The following is a 19,044-nucleotide window of genomic DNA, read 5'->3' as shown; positions in this document are numbered from 1 at the left end:
TCTCATTAAGGAGAGGCGCATATGTATAATTTATTTAAGTTAAATAACGGGTTAAGAGTTGTAGTTGAAAACATAGAATATGTAAATTCTGTAAGCGTAGGGCTATGGATAGAAAATGGTTCAAGAAATGAAAATGCAAGTAGCAGTGGAATATCACATTTTATTGAGCATATGCTTTTTAAAGGAACAACTGGTAGGACTGCAAAACAAATTGCCGAAGCTATTGAAGACGTTGGTGGTCAAATAAATGCATTTACAGGAAAAGAAGCTACATGTTATTACATAAAAGCTTTAGATACACATTTAGAATTGTCATTGGATATTCTGTCAGATATGCTTTTTAATAGTAATTTTTCAGAAGAGGAAATTGAAAAAGAAAAAGGTGTAATTTTCGAAGAAATAAATATGAGTGAAGATTCACCAGAGGATGTATTAATAGATTTACACACAAAGGCAATTTGGAATAAGGATTCTATATCTTTACCTATTTTGGGAACCATGGAAACTGTAAAATCTTTTAATAGAAAAATAATGTTAGATTACATTGATTCATATTATATACCAGAAAATTCAGTTATATCAATTTCTGGTAAATTTGACATGAAAAATATAGAAAAGCTTCTAGAAAAATATTTTGGAAAATGGCATACTAAAAATAAAAATATTACTAAATATAGTAGTCCGGAGCTTCTAAATCACCATTATTTTAGAAAAAAAGATATTGAACAACTTCACATAAGTCTAGGAATGCCTGGAGTGGAAATTGGAAATGAGGACACATATACTCTAATATTACTAAGTAATATATTAGGAGGAGGAGCCTCCTCAATGTTATTTCAAAAAATTCGTGAAGAATTAGGACTATGTTACTCAATTTATTCTTACATATCAGCCTTTAAAAACACTGGGATTGTAAGCATTTATGCGGGGCTAAATCCATTACATGCAGAAGTTGCTATTGATGCAATAAAAGAAGAGGTTAGAAAATTTGCAAAATCAGGAATTGATAATGAAAGATTACTAAAGGCTAAAGAGCAGTTAAAGGGTAGCTATATTCTAGGGCTTGAAAGCACCAGCAGTAGAATGTTTAGCAATGGCAAATCTGTTATGTTTTTGAATAAAATTAATACTCCTAAAGACGTACTTAGAAAAATAAATGAGATAGATATGTCACGTGTAAACTCTGTTATGGAAAAGACTTTTAAAAAGGGTATAATAAATTCTGCATATGTAGGTAAAGAAAGAGAAATGCTAAATAAGCTATTTAAAGGAAATATTATTTCTATGGATAAGTAAATTTATTTATGATAATATAGAAATTATGCATAACTCCACAATATATTCCATAGTATTTTAGGGGCATGAAAATAAATAAAAGGTATTTGTTATTTATTTTCATGCCCCTCAGAGAATTGGTAAGGAGGGAGCTTATATGGAAGATAATATAAAATTATACAGTGAAATGGAAAGATATGAAATTATCAATATTAATGATGGTGATAAATATAGCAATTTAGGTAGCAATGATGTGGTTATTGATGAGAATGGCCTTCTGAAATTTTTAATTATTAATGAGGGTAGTTCTAAATTTAGTTTTTTCAAAAATAATGATATTATTGAGGTACCTTGGGAATATGTAAAAAAAATAGGCTCAAGAACTATAATAATTGATGTTGATAATGAATTTTTAAAAAAATCTCATATTTAACTTTGGAGGCCATAAATGAAAATATTAGTGCAAAAGTTTGGAGGCACATCTGTTTCAACGCAGGAAAAGAGAAAGCTTGTAGTGTGTAAAGTATTGAAAGCAAAGGAAGAAGGTTATTTTCCTGTGGTAGTAGTATCTGCCATGGGACGAAAAGGAGATCCTTACGCTACAGATACTCTGCTATCACTTATAGATGATAATTTTAAAGTAGCAAATCCATTAGCACTAGATTTGCTAATGAGTTGTGGGGAAACTATAAGTACTGTAATAATGTGTAATGAATTAAATAGTAAAGGTATTGATGCTGTGCCCTTAACTGGAGGACAAGCAGGTATAATTACAGATTGCAATTATAACAATGCAGCAATACTTAACGTGGATACAAAACAAATACTTAGCATACTGCAAAAGGGGAAAATTCCTGTAGTAGCAGGATTTCAAGGTAAGGATGAAAATAACTATATTACAACTATAGGTAGAGGTGGAAGTGATGTTACTGCTGCAATACTCGGAGCGGCACTTAATGCAGTAGAGACTCAAATATACACTGATGTAGATGGTATTATGACAGCAGATCCACGAATAGTTTCTGAAGCGACTTTAATAAAGAAAATAAGTTATGATGAAATTTTTCAATTTGCAGATCAAGGAGCCAAGGTGATACACCCAAGAGCAGTGGAGATATCTAGAAAATATAATATACCACTCGTAATAAAGAACACTATGAATAATTGTGATGGGACGGTAATTAGTAATTTAGGAAATGAAGGCTATGAAAGTATAATTACAGGTATTACACATATGAATAATAGAGTTCAAATAAAAATATGTAAAAATTCAGATTCTAGTTACGAGGATCTCTTTGATATCTTAGCTGAAAACCTTATAAGCATAGATCTTATAAATGTTTTCCCTAAAGAGAAAATATTTACTATTGATGAAAAAGACTTTATTAAATTTCAAAATTTAATAAAAGAAATTAATCTGGTTTGTTCTTTTGTGAAGGATTGTAGTAAAATTTCAATTATAGGTTCAAAAATGAGAGGTATACCAGGTGTTATGGCTAGGATACTTAAAGCGTTAACTAGAGAAAAAATTGAAGTGTTGCAAACAGCAGATTCACATATGACTATATGGTGTCTTGTAGAAACAGAATATGTTGAAGGTGCAATTAATGCCTTGCACAGGGAATTTAAATTAGGATAATAAATGTATATAGTTTCTCTTAATGCACAAAATAAAGATGGATTAGGAGGAATGCAAATGCCAAAAGATCAAAAAAATAATGAAGATAAGAAAAGTGAAATTATTGTGGAAAATTCAAATCAGCAGGTTGAAAATATCAAAGAACTGGGAGTAACTAATGTTCCAAATCAAAGCGACAAAATTCAAGTTTTGTCTATTATTGGTCAAATAGAAGGACATATGATGTTATCTCCTCAAACCAAAACTACTAAGTATGAACATGTTATTCCAGAGCTAATTGCTATGGAAAGGGATGAAAAAGTAAAAGGTATTCTAATAGTTCTAAACACTGTAGGAGGAGATGTGGAAGCTGGCCTTGCAATAGCTGAGATGATTAGAAGTGTTAGCAAACCAACGGTATCATTAGTAGTTGGAGGTGGCCATTCAATAGGTATCCCCCTCGCAACAGCTGCTACCTATTCATTCATATCACCATCTGCAACTATGATAATTCACCCTATAAGAATGAACGGTTTGATAATAGGGGTTCCCCAAACTTTTGAATATTTTAATAAAATGCAAGAAAGAATAACTGAATTTATTATTAGAACTTCTCGAATCGATAAGGAAACCGTAAATAGGTTAATGCTTCAAACTGATGAACTTTTAAATGATATGGGTACTATACTTATCGGAAAACAAGCAGTTGATAATGGATTAATAGATGAAGTTGGTGGAATTAGTGAAGCCTTATCAAAATTAAATGAAATGATAGATAAAGCTTAAAAATAGATATAAATAGGTTCTATGGGCCTATTTATATCTATTTTATTGATTTTTTTACCATAAGCCATAGGAGTAATTGAGTTTTTTATGTTATACTTTAAAATTCATCTATAAATCTATATAAAGTTAAAGGAGATTTCTAAAATTTGTAGAAATATTAAGAATGGAGGTGATACTTTGGCTAGAAAAAAAACTAAATCTAAAGTTAGCAGTAGTGTGGGTTCTAATAGTGAAATTCATGGAATTATTTTAATAACGATAGGCATATTAATTTTATTTAGTATCTTCTCTACTATGTTTTCAAGTTCTGATTCTATATCAGGTACTATAGGAGACTTTATTAACCACTTACTTTTTGCAATACTAGGGGTGGGTGCATACTTTTCGCCGTTTTTGATAATGTTTATTGGTATATGCTCCATCCTTAAGAAAGGTAAGATAAACCTCAGTAAGAAGTTTTATGGAATAATACTTTTTATAATAAATACATTGCTATTTATACAAATGCTATCTTTTAATAAGTATTATGTTAAAGGTGAGTTTTGGCAGGGAATAAATAAAATATACAATTCAGAGCATGTGCTGCATGGTGGGATTATTAGTTATTCAATTGATGTACCACTGCATACATTATTTGGAACTGTGGGAACTTTTATAATTTTTATTGGTATTTATGTTATATGTTTAACTTTAATATTAGAAATATCTTGGCATGACATTTGTTTCGATTTAAAGGATAAATTTATCACTGAAAAGACTAAAAAGACTAAGAAAATTAATGATAATAAGGAGTTATATATAGAAAATAGCGATAAGCAAGAAGAATTGATACTACCAAATGAAGAAAAAAATGATTTTATTAAAGGAAGTAACAATAAAATTAAAATATTTGACTTTATAAGATCAAATGAAGTTGCGTCAGAAGTGGAAATTGTAAATAAAGAAGAAACTGTTAATGATATTAAACAAGGCGATGCAGGCGTATCTAAAGAAAAGCATATAGATAATTCTATTAAGCAAGAAGTAGAACAAGAAATTCAATTAAATAGTGCGCATTCAAAATCAAATTATAAATATGATTTTCCAACCGTGGATTTATTAAATGAAAATACTACTTCCAAAATGAATAAAAATGATAAAAAAGAATTGCTTAGTAGTGCTACTAAGTTGCAAGAGACATTAAGTAGCTTTGGGGTTGAAGCAAAAGTTATTCAAGTTACAAAAGGACCTTCAGTGACAAGATTTGAGCTTCAACCAAATGCTGGTGTTAAGGTCAGCAAAATTGTAAATTTAGCAGATGATATTGCATTGAATTTGGCTTCTTCTGGTGTAAGAATTGAAGCCCCTATACCTGGTAAGGCAGCTGTAGGTATTGAAGTGCCGAATAAGGAGTTAAGTGCAGTTTACCTAAGAGAGGTAATAGAGTCAAATGAATTTTCAGCTACAAATAAAAATTTATCCTTTAGTCTAGGAAAAGATATAGGAGGTAATTGTGTTGTTTCAGATTTAACAAAAATGCCTCATTTGCTGGTAGCAGGAGCTACGGGATCTGGAAAGAGTGTTTGTATAAATTCATTAATAATAAGTTTACTTTATAAATATTCTCCAGAGGAGGTTAAGCTTTTATTAATTGACCCTAAGGTAGTTGAATTAAATATTTACAATGGAATACCACATCTATTAATACCAGTTGTAACGGATCCAAAAAAATCTGCAGGCGCTTTAAATTGGGCTGTAAATGAAATGACAAGAAGGTACAAACTTTTCGCTGAAAACAATGTACGTAATATTGAAGGATATAATGAATTGGTTAATAAAGGTATTGAGGAAAATAAATTACCTTGGATAGTAATTATAATTGATGAATTAGCAGACCTCATGACTGTTTGTGCGAATGACGTAGAAGAATACATTGGAAGACTGGCACAAATGGCAAGAGCGGCTGGTATGCATTTAGTAATTGCTACGCAAAGACCATCAGTAGATGTTATTACAGGGGTTATAAAGGCAAATATACCTTCAAGAATATCCTTTGCAGTTTCAAGTCAAATAGATTCAAGAACAATTTTAGATTCCGCTGGTGCAGAAAAATTGCTAGGTAAAGGCGATATGCTTTTTTACCCTGTAGGAGAGGCTAAACCATTTAGAATTCAAGGGGCTTTTGTATCAGAAGAAGAAGTTGAGCGAGTGGTTGATTTTATAAAAAGTCAGAACTCAGAATTAAACTATGAAAAAGAGATAATAGACCAAATAGAAGGTAGTTTAAGTAATAAAGATGAGGCTTGCGATATTGATGAGTTATTAAATGAAGCAATTAAAATAGTAGTTGAAAATGATCAAGCTTCCACTTCCTTATTGCAACGTAAGCTAAAAATAGGGTATAATAGAGCAGCAAGAATTATAGAGCAAATGGAGGAACGTGGAATTATTTCAGGTAGAAATGGAAGTAAGCCTAGAGAAATATTATTAAGCCAGAGTGAATTAAAAGATTAATAATATAAATTTATGTAAGAAAAACTGCAAATACCCTTGTTTAATTTGTAAATCACATTTACAATAATTTATGTGTACAAATGTATAAGGTTAATAGTTAATAACTATTATGCATTCATAAAACCAGACAAGGAAGATAACAGTTAAATGTTATCTAAAAAGGTATATAAACAAGGAGGATGACCCGTGGAAAAATTAAAAGTTGGAGTTATAAATTTAGGTTGTGATAAAAATAGAATTGATAGTGAGATTATAATAGGTAGTTTAAGTGAAAAATATGACATTACAAACGATCCTAAACTTGCAAATATAATTTTAGTAAATACTTGTGGATTTATAGAATCTTCAAAACAAGAATCAATAGACACTATTTTAGAAATGTCAAAATACAAAGACAAATACAAGTGTACGGTTTTAATTGCAACTGGGTGCCTTACTCAGCGTTATGGAGCAGAACTGCTTGAGCTTATGCCAGAACTTGATATAATGCTTGGTGTCAACGATTATAGTAAGTTACTAAGTAGTATAGAAGAGGTGCTTTCCAAAAATATTAAAGTACAACATTATACTTATAGTGATGAAAATATTAATGAAGGTCAAAGGGTATTAACTACAGGAACGTACACAGCTTATGTTAGAATATCAGAGGGCTGTGATAATGCTTGTGCATATTGTGCAATACCAAATATTAGAGGTAAATATAGAAGCAGAAAGATGGAAAATATAGTACAAGAGGTTAAGGACTTAAGCCAGCATGGTTGCAAAGAAATTATTTTAGTTGCTCAAGATACTACTAGATATGGTATTGATTTGTACGGTGAGAAAACCTTGCATAAGCTGATAAGAAAAATTTCTGAAATAAGTGAAATTGAATGGATTAGAGTACTTTACTGTTATGCAGAAGAAATTACGGATGAAATTATAAGTGAAATATCAATAAACGATAAAGTATGCAAATATGTAGATATACCAATCCAACATATAAGTGATGATATTCTTAAATCCATGAGAAGAAAAGGAAGAAAGAATATTATAACAGAAAACATAAACAAGATGAGAAAAAACATTGCTGGAGTAAACCTTAGAACTACACTTATTGTTGGATTCCCAGGTGAAACAGAGGAAAATTTTAAGGAGTTAAAACAGTTTATTAAAGAAACTAAATTTGACAAATTGGGAGTATTTAAGTATTCAATGGAAGATGGTACTGCCGCAGCAGAAATGGAAAATCAAATTTCTGAAGATATAAAAGTAAAACGTGAAGAAGAACTGATGTTAATACAACAAAGTATATCCAAAGAACTAAATAGTAAAAAGATAGGAAAAACATACAAGGTTTTAGTAGAAGGGGTTAATGATAAAACATATTTTGGCAGGGGTTATGAAATGGCACCAGAGGTTGATGGAAATATTTTCTTTGAATCTGATGTGGTGTATAATAAGGGAGAATTTGTTAATGTCAAAGTTACTAAAGCTTTAGAATACGATTTAATAGGAGTTGTGTGCTATGAATCTTGCGAATAAACTTACAATGCTCCGAATTTTTCTAGTGCCTATATTTTTAATATTTATGGCAGTTCAAGACATACCTTATGGAAGAGAAGTGGCTACTATTATTTTCATAGTAGCTTCTCTTACAGACAAATTAGATGGATATATAGCTAGAAGCAGAAACCAAATAACTAATTTCGGTAAATTTATGGATCCTCTAGCTGATAAACTATTGGTAACTGCTGCACTTGTTTCCTTAGTGGAACTTCAGATTGTAGCTAGTTGGGTAGCTATGATTATAATTGCTAGAGAATTTGCAGTTTCAGGTCTTCGAACAATAGCCGCCTCGGAGGGGAAAGTAATTGCAGCTAGCTGGTGGGGAAAAATAAAAACTGTTATTCAAATAGTTGCTATAATTACAGCATTATTAAACTTATCTTATGTACATCCAATTTTAAATGTGCTAACTGATATATTTATGGCTGCTGCAGTAATTATTACAATAATATCAGGAGTTGACTATTTTGTTAAAAATAAAGACTCAATTAGAATTGATAAGTGATTAATTTATTATAGTTTGTTAATAATACAAATAATGGAGTTCCTATTGTAATATTCCAAGAGAAGGAAAAACTAGGAACTTTTATTTTGCATGTTGACCATGCAAAACAAATGGTGTATACTTAACATAGAACAAATGTTCGCAATAAGAAGGATGGTGAACCCTAAGGGGAAATGTATGAATAATGAAAAATTAAAAGCACTAGAAGCAGCTATGGGTCAAATAGAGAAACAATTTGGTAAAGGTTCAATAATGAAACTGGGAGACCATAGTACTTTAAATTTAGATGCTATTTCTACTGGTTGTTTAGGACTGGATATAGGGCTGGGTATAGGTGGTGTTCCTAGAGGAAGAATGATTGAAATTTTTGGACCAGAATCTTCAGGTAAAACTACAGTTGCACTACATATAGTGGCAGAAGCACAGAAGGAAGGAGGCACAGCTGCATTTATTGATGTAGAACATGCACTAGATCCTATTTATGCTAAATCACTAGGAATTAATATAGATGATTTAATAGTTTCTCAGCCAGATACTGGTGAGCAGGCTTTAGAGATTACAGAGGCCTTAGTTCGTTCAGGGGCTATAGATGTTATTGTTGTGGATTCAGTAGCCGCATTGGTGCCTAAAGCCGAAATTGAAGGCGAAATGGGAGACTCTCATATAGGATTGCAAGCAAGACTTATGTCACAAGCACTAAGAAAACTTGCTGGATCTATAAATAAATCAAAATGTGTTCTTGTGTTTATAAACCAATTAAGAGAAAAAGTTGGAGTAATGTTTGGAAATCCAGAAGTAACTCCTGGCGGTAGAGCATTAAAATTTTATGCTTCTGTTAGAATAGATATCAGAAGAATAGATACAATTAAACAAGGTGATCAATTTATGGGTAATAGAACAAGAATAAAAATAGTCAAAAATAAAGTTGCTCCTCCATTTAAACAAGCTGAATTTGATATTATGTACGGTGAAGGTATATCTCGTGAGGGAGATGTTTTAGATATAGGCGTTAAAGAAGAAATTGTACAAAAAAGTGGAGCATGGTTTGCATATGGAGATATACGTCTTGGACAAGGAAGAGAAAATGCAAAACAATACTTTAAAGACAATGCTATGGTAATGTTTGAAATCGAAAATAAAATCAGAGAAAAATATAATCTACCTTTATCAAAAGCTCCAGTAATTGATAAGAAAGAAGTAAAACAAGCAAAAGAAATAAAAGAAGTTAATAAAAAAGAAGAATAAAAGCAAGTGGCTACTTGCTTTTTTTCTTCTTTTCATTATTGGAGATTATATGCTATTTTAATTTAAGTAGTATATTCTAAGTATAATTGTGGAATATTAGTACTATAATAATGTGAAGTATATACTTTTTAAGGTGTAGCATATTATTGTTTAGCATAATTATTGTATGATAGTAAAGTAAAATAATTTATTTAAATGTTAAAATCTTGACATTAATTGAAAAGTAATATAAAATAAATACAAATACTGGTTTAGCATATTCAAACTGCTACCAATTGAATAAATATTACACCTTCTCTAGCTTTCATGTTTACTCTTAAATAGACTCGAAAATAAGCAAAGGAGGTGTTGATAATCGATGGATACTAATAGTCGAATGATCTTAATAGGTTGTGCTATTTTGGTTGTTGTTTTAGTGGGTATTTTTGTTGTAATTTATACTAGAAAAAATATATCTCAAGCAAATATTTCTGAAGCTGAAAAAGAAGCTAAAAAAATTCTTGATGAAAGTTCAAAAGAATCTGAAACAAAAAAGAAAGAAGCTATTTTAGAAGCCAAAGAAGAAGTTCACAGACTTAGAACCGATTTAGAAAAAGAATCAAGAGAAAGACGTAATGAAGTTCAAAGGTTAGAAAGAAGAAATATCCAAAGAGAGGAATCTTTAGATAAAAAAAGTGATGTGCTAGAGAGAAAAGAAGAAAATCTTAATAAAAAGCAACAAGAAATTGAGATGTTAGAAGCAAGTATTCAAGATTTATACACAAAACAAAGGGAAGAATTAGAAAGACTATCAGGGTTAACAGCCGATGAAGCAAAACAAGTTTTATTAGATGAAATTAAAAAAGAAATTAAACATGATGCCGCAATTATGATTAAAGAAATTGAAACTAAGGCAAAAGAAGAAGCCGATAAAAAAGCACGAGAAATTATTACTTATGCTATTCAAAGATGCGCTGCTGATCATGTTGCAGAAACAACAGTTCATGTAGTTTCGCTTCCTAATGATGAGATGAAAGGAAGAATAATAGGTAGAGAGGGTAGAAATATTCGAACTCTAGAAACACTTACAGGCGTTGATTTAATAATAGATGATACACCTGAAGCAGTAATTCTTTCAGCATTTGATCCTATAAGGCGTGAAGTTGCTAGAATAGCACTTGAGAAGCTAATAGTGGATGGAAGAATTCATCCTGCTAGAATTGAAGAAATGGTAGAAAAAGCTAAAAAAGAGGTTGAGAGTGATATAAGAGAAGAAGGAGAACAAGCTACTTTTGAAACAGGAGTGCATGGTCTTCATTCAGAAATTATTAGACTACTTGGAAGGCTTAAATACAGAACTAGTTATGGTCAAAATGTATTAAAGCATTCTATTGAAGTTTCATACTTAGCTGGGCTTATGGCCTCTGAACTCGGAATTGATCCAACTCTTGCTAAAAGGTGTGGACTACTTCATGATATAGGTAAAGCTGTAGACCACGAAGTTGAAGGACCTCATGCACTTATAGGTGCAGAGATAGCAAAGAAACACCACGAATCAGCTATTGTAGTAAATGCTATTGCAGCTCATCATGGTGACGTTGAACTACAGTCTCTTGAAGCAATACTAGTTCAAGCAGCAGATGCTATATCAGCTGCAAGACCAGGTGCAAGAAGAGAAACTCTGGAAGCCTATATTAAAAGACTAGAAAAATTAGAAGAAATTGCAAATTCCTATGAAGGCGTAGAAAAGTCATATGCTATTCAAGCTGGAAGAGAAGTTCGAATCATGATTAAACCAGAAATAATTGATGATGCAGGTGCTGTTGAATTGGCAAGAAATCTAGTTAAAAGAATTGAAAATGAACTAGAATATCCAGGCCAAATTAAGGTGAATGTAATCAGAGAAACAAGAGCCATTGATTATGCTAAATAAACCAATATAATATTTACTCCTCTTAAAATTTAGAAAATTTCCAAATTTTAAGAGGATTTTTTTTATGTTTGTAGAATAATACAAATGTAGCAATTAAATTGGCTAATAGGAGGTTTATTATGGAAGTGTTAAAAGTTTCAGCAAAATCTAGCCCAAATTCAGTAGCAGGAGCCTTAGCAGGAGTACTAAGAGAAAAAGGAGCAGCAGAAATTCAAGCAATAGGTGCTGGTGCAATTAATCAAGCAGTTAAGGCTATTGCTATAGCAAGAGGTTTTGTCGCACCTAGTGGTGTTGACCTAGTTTGTATACCTGCATTTACAGATGTAATAATAGAAGGCGAAGAAAGAACTGCAATTAAATTAATAGTTCAACCTAGATAATAAATATAAAAAGGGCTTGTGGTATAAGCTCTTTATTTTTTTATAGAAATTTGTACACTATTTATAGAAAATTTGTACTATTTACATTACAAAAGAAAAATGCTATATTAGTAGTATATGAATTATATCCTTCACTTTATTTATAAATGAAGGCAAAAATTCAATTATCTAATTTAAATCAAATTCATGTAAAAATATACAAATAATATATGTGTTGGGGGTAAAAAAATGATTTTTTCTAAAAAAGCTAAACAAATATCACCATCTTTAACATTGGATATAACTGCAAAGGCAAAAAAAATGAGGGCTGATGGAATAGATGTCATAGGTTTTGGTGCTGGTGAACCTGATTTTAATACACCAAAAAACATTCAAGATGCTGCTATAAAAGCAATTCAAGAAGGAAAGACCAAATATACAGCTTCATCAGGTATTATTGAGTTAAAACAGGCAATAATTCAAAAATTAAAAAGTGATAATAACTTAACTTATATACCATCCCAAATTATAGTTTCAACTGGAGCAAAACAATGCTTAGCTAATGTTTTTCAAACTATTTTAAATCCAGGAGACGAAGTGCTAATAGGAGCTCCGTATTGGGTAAGTTATCCAGAACTAGTTAAATTAGCAGATGGAGAACCTGTTTATGTACAAACAGAAGAAATACACAAATTCAAATTAACAATTGAAAACCTAAATAGAGCAATAACTTCTAAATCTAAAGCAATAGTATTAAATAGTCCGAGTAATCCTACAGGGACAGTATATTCAAGGGAAGAACTTATAGAAATTGCTGATTTTGCAAAAATAAATAATTTATTTATAATATCAGATGAAATTTATGAAAAATTATTATATGGAACTAATCCTCATATTAGTATAGCGACTCTTTCAGAGGATGCTTATAATAGAACTATTGTAATCAATGGTGTTTCTAAGGCCTACGCTATGACAGGATGGAGAATAGGGTATGCTGCTGCTAGTACAGAAATAATAGCATTGATGTCTAACCTTCAAAGCCATACTACCTCGAATCCTAATTCAATTGCCCAGTATGCATCAGTTGAAGCAATAAACGGTAAACAAGATGATATGCACGTTATGGTTGAACAATTTAAGCTAAGGCGAGATTATATGGTAGAGAGAATTAATAGTATCAGTAATTTATCTTGCATAGAACCTGAAGGTGCTTTCTATGTTATGGTAAATTTGTGCAAAGTCTTAAATAAATCAATAGATGGAAAAATTATAAAAGATTCACTCCAATTTTCAGAACTTTTACTTCAAAAGGAAAAAGTTGCGGTTATACCCGGTATTGCATTTGGAGCAGATAATTTTATTAGACTATCCTATGCTACTTCAATGGAAAACATAAAAAATGGAATTGATAGAATAGCAAAGTTTGTTGAAAATATTTAAAATTGATTTACATACTTTTTAATGCTATTATAATAGTATGAGTTAATAGTAAACTTTTATATATTAGCTCATGCTATTATTAAAGTATTGGGGTGAAGTGAATTGGTAACAAGAGAAGTTATGGTTAGTAATCCAAAAGGTCTGCATGCAAGGCCAGCTACATTATTAGTAAGGAAAGCTGCTTCTTTCAAATCCGATATAGGTTTAGAATATATGGGTAAAAAGGCCAATATTAAGAGTTTAATAGGTATTCTGTCTCTTGGTGTTGGTTCTAACAGTACTGTAAACGTTATAGCAAATGGTGATGATGAAAAATTAGCCTTAGAAGAAATAGTAAACCTAATTAGCTCATTAGAAGAGTAATTAATCATTTAAAAAATAACGAGCCAAAGATGCATTATAGTCTGTATACTTTAAAAAGCTGCTAACTTACTGTTTGCAGCTTTTTAAAATTCATAGAAAAAGGAAAATATTAAGGGAGAATATATATGATAAAAAAAATTATAGAATACAATTGTGATTCAAACGTATTTTTAGACAATAAACATTTTATATGGTATTTTCTTGAGATCAAGGCTAGAAAAAGTATTTATACTTCTAAAAGCTATGAACGCGATATAAAAGATTATTTCAGCGTAGATTCTATTTCTGATATCAGTATAGAAGATATTAGAAAAGTTTCTATAGTAAATACACAAAATTATATAATAAAATTAATGGATAAAAATATGTCTTCTGCTACTATAAATCGGAAAATATCATCATTGAGCGCACTATATAAATGGTTATTAAAATACCAAGATAACTCTACAGATATTCATATAATTAAATATAATCCTTTTGGAAATTTAAAAGAGGAAAAACCAGTTATAAACAACAAGGAAACTGAGTTTTTAACAAAAGAAGAGTGTAAGGTTTTATTAAGTAGTATAGATACAACTACTATATTAGGCCATAGAAATAAAACTATATTAGTACTTGCATTAACCACTGCTTTAAGAAAATCAGAAATTATAAACATTAAAATAAAACATGTTACAACTTATACTGGTTATGATGTAGTTAAAGTAAGGAGAAAGGGTGGCAAGGAGGATATAGTAAAACTTCAAAAAAATGTTCTTGCTATGATTAACGAGTATATTCTGCTTACTAAGAGAAGTAAGTTATATAGTGGAGAGGAGTATTTATTTATTGGTCATTCCAGTAATGGCAAGAATAAAGAAAAATTAGATGCAAGTACTTTAAATTACATGATAAAAAAAGTATGCAAAAATGCAGGCATAGATAAAAATCTACAAGTTCATTCTACTAGGCATACAGCCATTACTTTAGCAATTTTAGAAGGGGCTACCGTAGAAAAAGTTCGGGATTTTGCTGCGCATAAAAATTTGGCAACTACTAATCGGTATATTCACTCTGTAGATAGGTTGAAAAATAATGCTGGTGATTTAATTGATTTATTTTAACGGGGTAGTAGATTCTAAAATTTGAATAAATCCTTAACATCATGATTCCCTAAAAAAATGAAACCTATAAGGTTTTATTTTTTTAGGGAATTTTATATTTTTACTATTATAAAAAAACAAATAAATTTAATAGTTTCAATGTATAAATATATTACATATTTTGTAAAATCTATTTACATAAGCACTTTATGATGGTATTATATGTAATATATTACCAATTAATTACGAATTGTTTTAATTATTTTAGTTACGAGGAGATGTAATATGTGGAAAAAAATAAAAGAATACGAATAACAGCAGTTACTATTTTAATAACAGGGCTAATCATATGTTTACCTTCAGTAAGTAAAAAAGGCAAGGAAATTGTAAATTTGAATAATCTGGAGGCTACGAACAAAAGTAATATGGTAGCTGCTAATTATGAAGGAAAGTGGGGTTTTATTGATAAGGGTGGTCAGTGGGTTATTAAGCCAAAGTTTAGTGCAGTAGGAAAATTTTCAGAAGGGCTAGCTTCTGCTGAATATGAAAATAAGTATGGGTATATAGATATAAAAGGGGAATGGTCTATAAAGCCAAATTTTGATAATGCATATAATTTTTCAGAAGGATTAGCATTAGCAAGCCAAAATGGTAAATATGGCTATATAGATAAAAAAGGGACTATGGTTATAGAGCCTAAATTTAAGGGAACTTCACTTGGAAATTTTAAAGAAGGGGCTGCAGTAATCTGTAGTGATGGAAAATGGGGATGCATAGATAAAAGTGGTTCATTTATAATTGAACCTGTGTTTGATGATATTGGGAATTATTCTAGAAATTTTCAAGTTGTAGAATTTTCTGAAGGGCTAATACCTGCTTGTTATAACTATAAATGGGGGTATTTAGATAAAAAAGGAAATTTCATTATAAAACCACAATTTGATGATGCGGAGGACTTTTCGGGTGGGCTTGCTTTTGTGAAAGTAAAGGATAAATGGGGTATTATTGATAAAAATGGTACTTTTTTAATACAACCTAAGTTTGAAGATGTATCAGATTTTTCAGATGGATTAGCTGCAGTAAAAACTGAAAATAAGTGGGGAATAATAAATAAAAAGGGGGAGTTTATAATAGAACCTAAATTTGATGATAACCCCTATTCCAAATTAAAGTACTCTGAAGGCTTAGTAGCAATAGAAAAAAATGATAAATGGGGTTATATGGACAGTAAGTTGCATTGGACTATTGAACCTACCTTTGAATCAGCTTCAGACTTTTCAGAAGGTGTAGCAGCGGTTAAAATGGATAATAAGTGGGGGTTCATAGATAAACAAGGTAAATTCGTCATAAAGCCTAAATTTGAAAATGTATTTGATTTTTAATAATTTATGAAATAGTAAGTGACTTATATTTATTTGAAGTTTAATTTATATTGGTGTATAGTGATAAAAGGGTTAAGAAAGTTATTTATGCTTTCTTAATCTTTTATTGCTTTTTAACGTCATTTATGTGATTAATATATAAGAATAACCTGGCGGAAGTAGTAGCAATATACGTATAGTTTTTTATAAATATAAATATGAACAGGAGGAAAACATGAAAATTGGATATGCATGCATACCACTTACAATAGATGCAAGAACAAACAGAAGATTAACACTGAAAAATTTTTCCGAAAAGATGCTTTTAGAGGTATTAGAGCAGAATCTAATAGATTTGAGACAAATACTAGAGAACAATGAGAAGTATAACATAAAGTTATTTAGAATAAGCTCAGATATAGTTCCACTAGGAAGCCATAGTATTAATGAAATTCCTTGGCATAAATATTTTCAAAATGAATTAAATGAAATAGGGGAATATATAAAAAAATGTGGTATGAGGGTTTCTATGCATCCAGGACAGTATACAGTTCTTAATGCAGAAAAAGAAGACATTGTAGAAAAAGCAATTAAAGATTTGGAATATCATGCTAGATTTCTTGATGCATTAGGGGTAGACGGAGAGAATAAGATAATACTTCATATTGGTGGTGGTTATGGAGATAAGGTTTCCGCTATGAATAGGTTTATTGAAAACTTTAAAAGATTATCGCTATCAGTAAAGAATAGGCTTGTAATTGAGAATGATGATAGAACATTCAATATTAATGATTTACTTTTCGTAAGTGCTGAAATTAATATACCAGTAATATTTGATAACCTTCACCATGAGTGTAACCATGAAATGGAGATTCCAATAAAAGAGATAATGAATAGGGTAGCTAAAACATGGAAAGAAGAAGATGGAAATCCAAAAGTCCATTATAGTCAACAAGATTTACGTAAACATGTAGGGGCGCATTCAAATACTATAATAATTAAAGACTTTCTAGAATACTATGAAGAAGTTAAAGAGTTTAATATTGATATCATGCTAGAAGTAAAAGATAAGGATGTTTCAGCTATAAAATGTAATCTTGTAGTTAGTAATATGAATAAGAAATTAAAGCATGTAATTACAGAAAAGCAGTGGGCAAAATATAAATATTTGCTAATGGAAAGAAATTATAAATATTATAAAGAGTGTAGTCGCCTTGTTAAAGAAAATTGCAATATTCAGCAATTCTATGAGTACACAGATGAAGTAATGAATTTTCCAGTAGAGAATGGAAGTTTTATAAACACTTGCGAACATGTTTGGGGCTATGTGAAAAGTAGTGCTTCTGATAAAGAACATGCGCATTTTAGAAAACTTATAATGGATTTAGAACATAAAGAAAAGGTTAAGATTTATCTGAAAAAATTATGTGATAAGTATAATGCTGGGTATATGCTTAATTCCTATTATTTTCATTATTGATTTTTTTGAAATTTAGGTTACTGGCAGGCTTATAAAAAAGGAGGATATATAAATGTCATGCAATATTGAAGTAATTAAAAAAACCCAACATAAAACAAGTGAATGGTCTGGTGGTACAACAACTGAGCTTTACATTTATCCTGTGGATTCACAATATAGTCTTCGTAATTTTAAATGGAGGCTTAGTTCTGCAAAGGTCCAAGTAGAATCTTCTACATTTACTTTTTTGCAAGGCATATCTAGGATTATTATGGTTCTTGAGGGAGAACTACTTCTTGAACATGAAAATCATCACAATGCTACGTTAAAAACATTTCAGCAGGATGATTTTAGCGGAGAGTGGGTGACAAAAAGTTTTGGTAAGGTTAAAGATTTTAATTTAATGATGGCTAAAGGTTACAAAGGGAAATTAGAGGCGATTTCGGTTAATGCAGGAGAGTTTAAAGATATTAATCTGAATGATGTTGAAAAGTCTTCGCAAATAACAGAAGCATTCTACATAGTAAAAGGTGATATAGAAATAGATTCAGAAATAAATGGGAAAATAAATCTTAATCAAGGTGATTTAGCAATAGTAACTAGAATAGATAAAGAAATCATTTCACAATTTATGATTCAAAATAGAAGTCACGAAGAATCAATAATTATAAAAGCGTCAATATTTTACTTAGAGTAATTCCAGAGGGGGACAAACATGAAGAAAACGGATTGGCGTTTAAAACTTTCGGTATTATTGATACTTTCATCAGCGTTATTATATTGTTTTCACTATTTTGTTTTTAGAGATGCACATCATATATTTTTATATATTGTAGGTGATTTAGCATTTATACCTATTGAGGTTTTATTTGTATCATTAGTTATAGATGGAGTTATTAAAATAAGAGAGAGAGAAGCCTTAATGGAAAAACTCAATTTAATAATAGGTGTATATTTTAATGAAGTAGGTACTACTATTTTAAAATACTGCACATCCATTCATCCAAAGGTAGATGAAATAGCAAATTCCCTGATAGTTGAACCAAGTTGGGAAGAAAGAGATTTTAAAAAAGCATTAGAAAAATGCAAAAATTATAACTATCAAATTGAATTTTGCAAAGTTGATTTAGAAAGAATGAATGAATTTCTATTATGTAAAAGGGAATTTTTACTTAAATTATTAGAAAACCCAAATTTATTAGAACATGAAATTTTTACGCATTTATTAACTGCAGTTTTTCATTTACAAGATGAGTTATCTTCAAGAAATTTATCAGAACTAAGAGATGATGAAAAAGAACATTTAGAAATTGATATAAAAAGAGTATATGGAGCAAGCGTAAGTCAATGGGTTTTGTATATGAAGCATTTAAAAAATGCTTTTCCATATTTATTTGTTACGGCAATGACTAATAATCCTTTTGACACAAGAACTAAAGAGGAAATTGAAAAAAATATTAAGACTATATATTACAGTAAATAAATTTTCAATAAAAAATATACTTTCGCTTTCTTAGATTGACTCTAGGAAGGCGAAAGTTTTTTGTTACCACAAAACAATAAATTTAAAAGCAAACATTTGTTTGTATAAAAATTAT

The 19,044-nt window shown here is 30.2% G+C and carries 17 protein-coding genes; all 17 read left to right on the top strand.

The window, feature by feature from the left end; translation table 11 throughout:
* Positions 1–21: 21 nt before the first annotated feature.
* Complete coding sequence (locus G9F71_RS15680; RefSeq protein WP_164950193.1) at positions 22–1,296, top strand: M16 family metallopeptidase; 1,275 nt, start codon at positions 22–24, stop codon at positions 1,294–1,296.
* A 136-nt stretch (positions 1,297–1,432) separates the two neighbouring features.
* Positions 1,433–1,708: a YlmC/YmxH family sporulation protein gene (locus G9F71_RS15675; protein ID WP_124999106.1), complete on the top strand. Its 276-nt coding sequence runs from the start codon at positions 1,433–1,435 to the stop codon at positions 1,706–1,708.
* 15 nt (positions 1,709–1,723) lie between these two features.
* Positions 1,724–2,914 (top strand): aspartate kinase, encoded by a 1,191-nt coding sequence (dapG, locus tag G9F71_RS15670; RefSeq protein ID WP_164950194.1) that lies wholly within the window; start codon positions 1,724–1,726, stop codon positions 2,912–2,914.
* 51 nt (positions 2,915–2,965) lie between these two features.
* Positions 2,966–3,679 carry a ClpP family protease gene (locus G9F71_RS15665; protein WP_187353485.1) on the top strand — a complete coding sequence of 238 codons (714 nt, stop codon included), beginning with the start codon at positions 2,966–2,968 and terminating at the stop codon, positions 3,677–3,679.
* Between the two features lie 177 nt (positions 3,680–3,856).
* Positions 3,857–6,172: an FtsK/SpoIIIE family DNA translocase gene (locus tag G9F71_RS15660; protein ID WP_224626426.1), complete on the top strand. Its 2,316-nt coding sequence runs from the start codon at positions 3,857–3,859 to the stop codon at positions 6,170–6,172.
* Positions 6,173–6,358: 186 nt separating this feature from the next.
* Positions 6,359–7,696 carry a 30S ribosomal protein S12 methylthiotransferase RimO gene (gene rimO / locus G9F71_RS15655; protein WP_164950196.1) on the top strand — a complete coding sequence of 446 codons (1,338 nt, stop codon included), beginning with the start codon at positions 6,359–6,361 and terminating at the stop codon, positions 7,694–7,696.
* Positions 7,680–8,225 (top strand): CDP-diacylglycerol--glycerol-3-phosphate 3-phosphatidyltransferase, encoded by a 546-nt coding sequence (gene pgsA / locus G9F71_RS15650; RefSeq protein ID WP_124999114.1) that lies wholly within the window; start codon positions 7,680–7,682, stop codon positions 8,223–8,225. Before rimO ends, pgsA begins: the two co-directional genes overlap by 17 nt.
* 177 nt (positions 8,226–8,402) lie before the next feature.
* Positions 8,403–9,470, top strand: a complete 1,068-nt coding sequence (gene recA, locus G9F71_RS15645; RefSeq protein ID WP_164950197.1) for a recombinase RecA — start codon at positions 8,403–8,405, stop codon at positions 9,468–9,470.
* A 358-nt stretch (positions 9,471–9,828) separates the two neighbouring features.
* Positions 9,829–11,382 carry a ribonuclease Y gene (gene rny, locus G9F71_RS15640; protein ID WP_185732599.1) on the top strand — a complete coding sequence of 518 codons (1,554 nt, stop codon included), beginning with the start codon at positions 9,829–9,831 and terminating at the stop codon, positions 11,380–11,382.
* Between the two features lie 119 nt (positions 11,383–11,501).
* On the top strand, positions 11,502–11,762 hold the full coding sequence (locus G9F71_RS15635; protein WP_124999118.1) for a stage V sporulation protein S: 261 nt from the start codon (positions 11,502–11,504) through the stop codon (positions 11,760–11,762).
* Positions 11,763–11,990: 228 nt separating this feature from the next.
* A complete protein-coding gene (locus G9F71_RS15630) occupies positions 11,991–13,181 on the top strand; it encodes a pyridoxal phosphate-dependent aminotransferase (protein ID WP_164950198.1) in 1,191 nt (396 codons plus the stop codon).
* A 102-nt stretch (positions 13,182–13,283) separates the two neighbouring features.
* Positions 13,284–13,544, top strand: a complete 261-nt coding sequence (locus G9F71_RS15625; protein WP_164950199.1) for an HPr family phosphocarrier protein — start codon at positions 13,284–13,286, stop codon at positions 13,542–13,544.
* Between the two features lie 125 nt (positions 13,545–13,669).
* Positions 13,670–14,647: a tyrosine-type recombinase/integrase gene (locus G9F71_RS15620; protein WP_164950200.1), complete on the top strand. Its 978-nt coding sequence runs from the start codon at positions 13,670–13,672 to the stop codon at positions 14,645–14,647.
* Positions 14,648–14,913: 266 nt separating this feature from the next.
* The gene (locus tag G9F71_RS15615) at positions 14,914–16,008 is read left to right on the top strand and encodes a WG repeat-containing protein (protein WP_164950201.1); all 1,095 of its coding nucleotides are present in this window, start codon (positions 14,914–14,916) and stop codon (positions 16,006–16,008) included.
* A gap of 214 nt (positions 16,009–16,222) precedes the next feature.
* Positions 16,223–17,467, top strand: coding sequence for a UV DNA damage repair endonuclease UvsE (gene uvsE, locus G9F71_RS15610; protein ID WP_164950202.1), 1,245 nt, complete (start codon positions 16,223–16,225; stop codon positions 17,465–17,467).
* Positions 17,468–17,519: 52 nt separating this feature from the next.
* Positions 17,520–18,143 (top strand): HutD family protein, encoded by a 624-nt coding sequence (locus tag G9F71_RS15605; RefSeq protein WP_164950203.1) that lies wholly within the window; start codon positions 17,520–17,522, stop codon positions 18,141–18,143.
* An 18-nt stretch (positions 18,144–18,161) separates the two neighbouring features.
* Positions 18,162–18,929, top strand: a complete 768-nt coding sequence (locus G9F71_RS15600; RefSeq protein WP_164950204.1) for a hypothetical protein — start codon at positions 18,162–18,164, stop codon at positions 18,927–18,929.
* The last annotated feature ends 115 nt before the right edge of the window (positions 18,930–19,044 follow it).

The sequence above is a fragment of the Clostridium sp. FP2 genome (assembly GCF_011065955.2).
GTDB classification, from domain to species: Bacteria; Bacillota; Clostridia; order Clostridiales; family Clostridiaceae; genus Clostridium_AD; species Clostridium_AD tagluense.
Note: the sequence above shows the minus strand (reverse complement) of the source record. Positions and strands in the feature narration are given on the sequence as shown.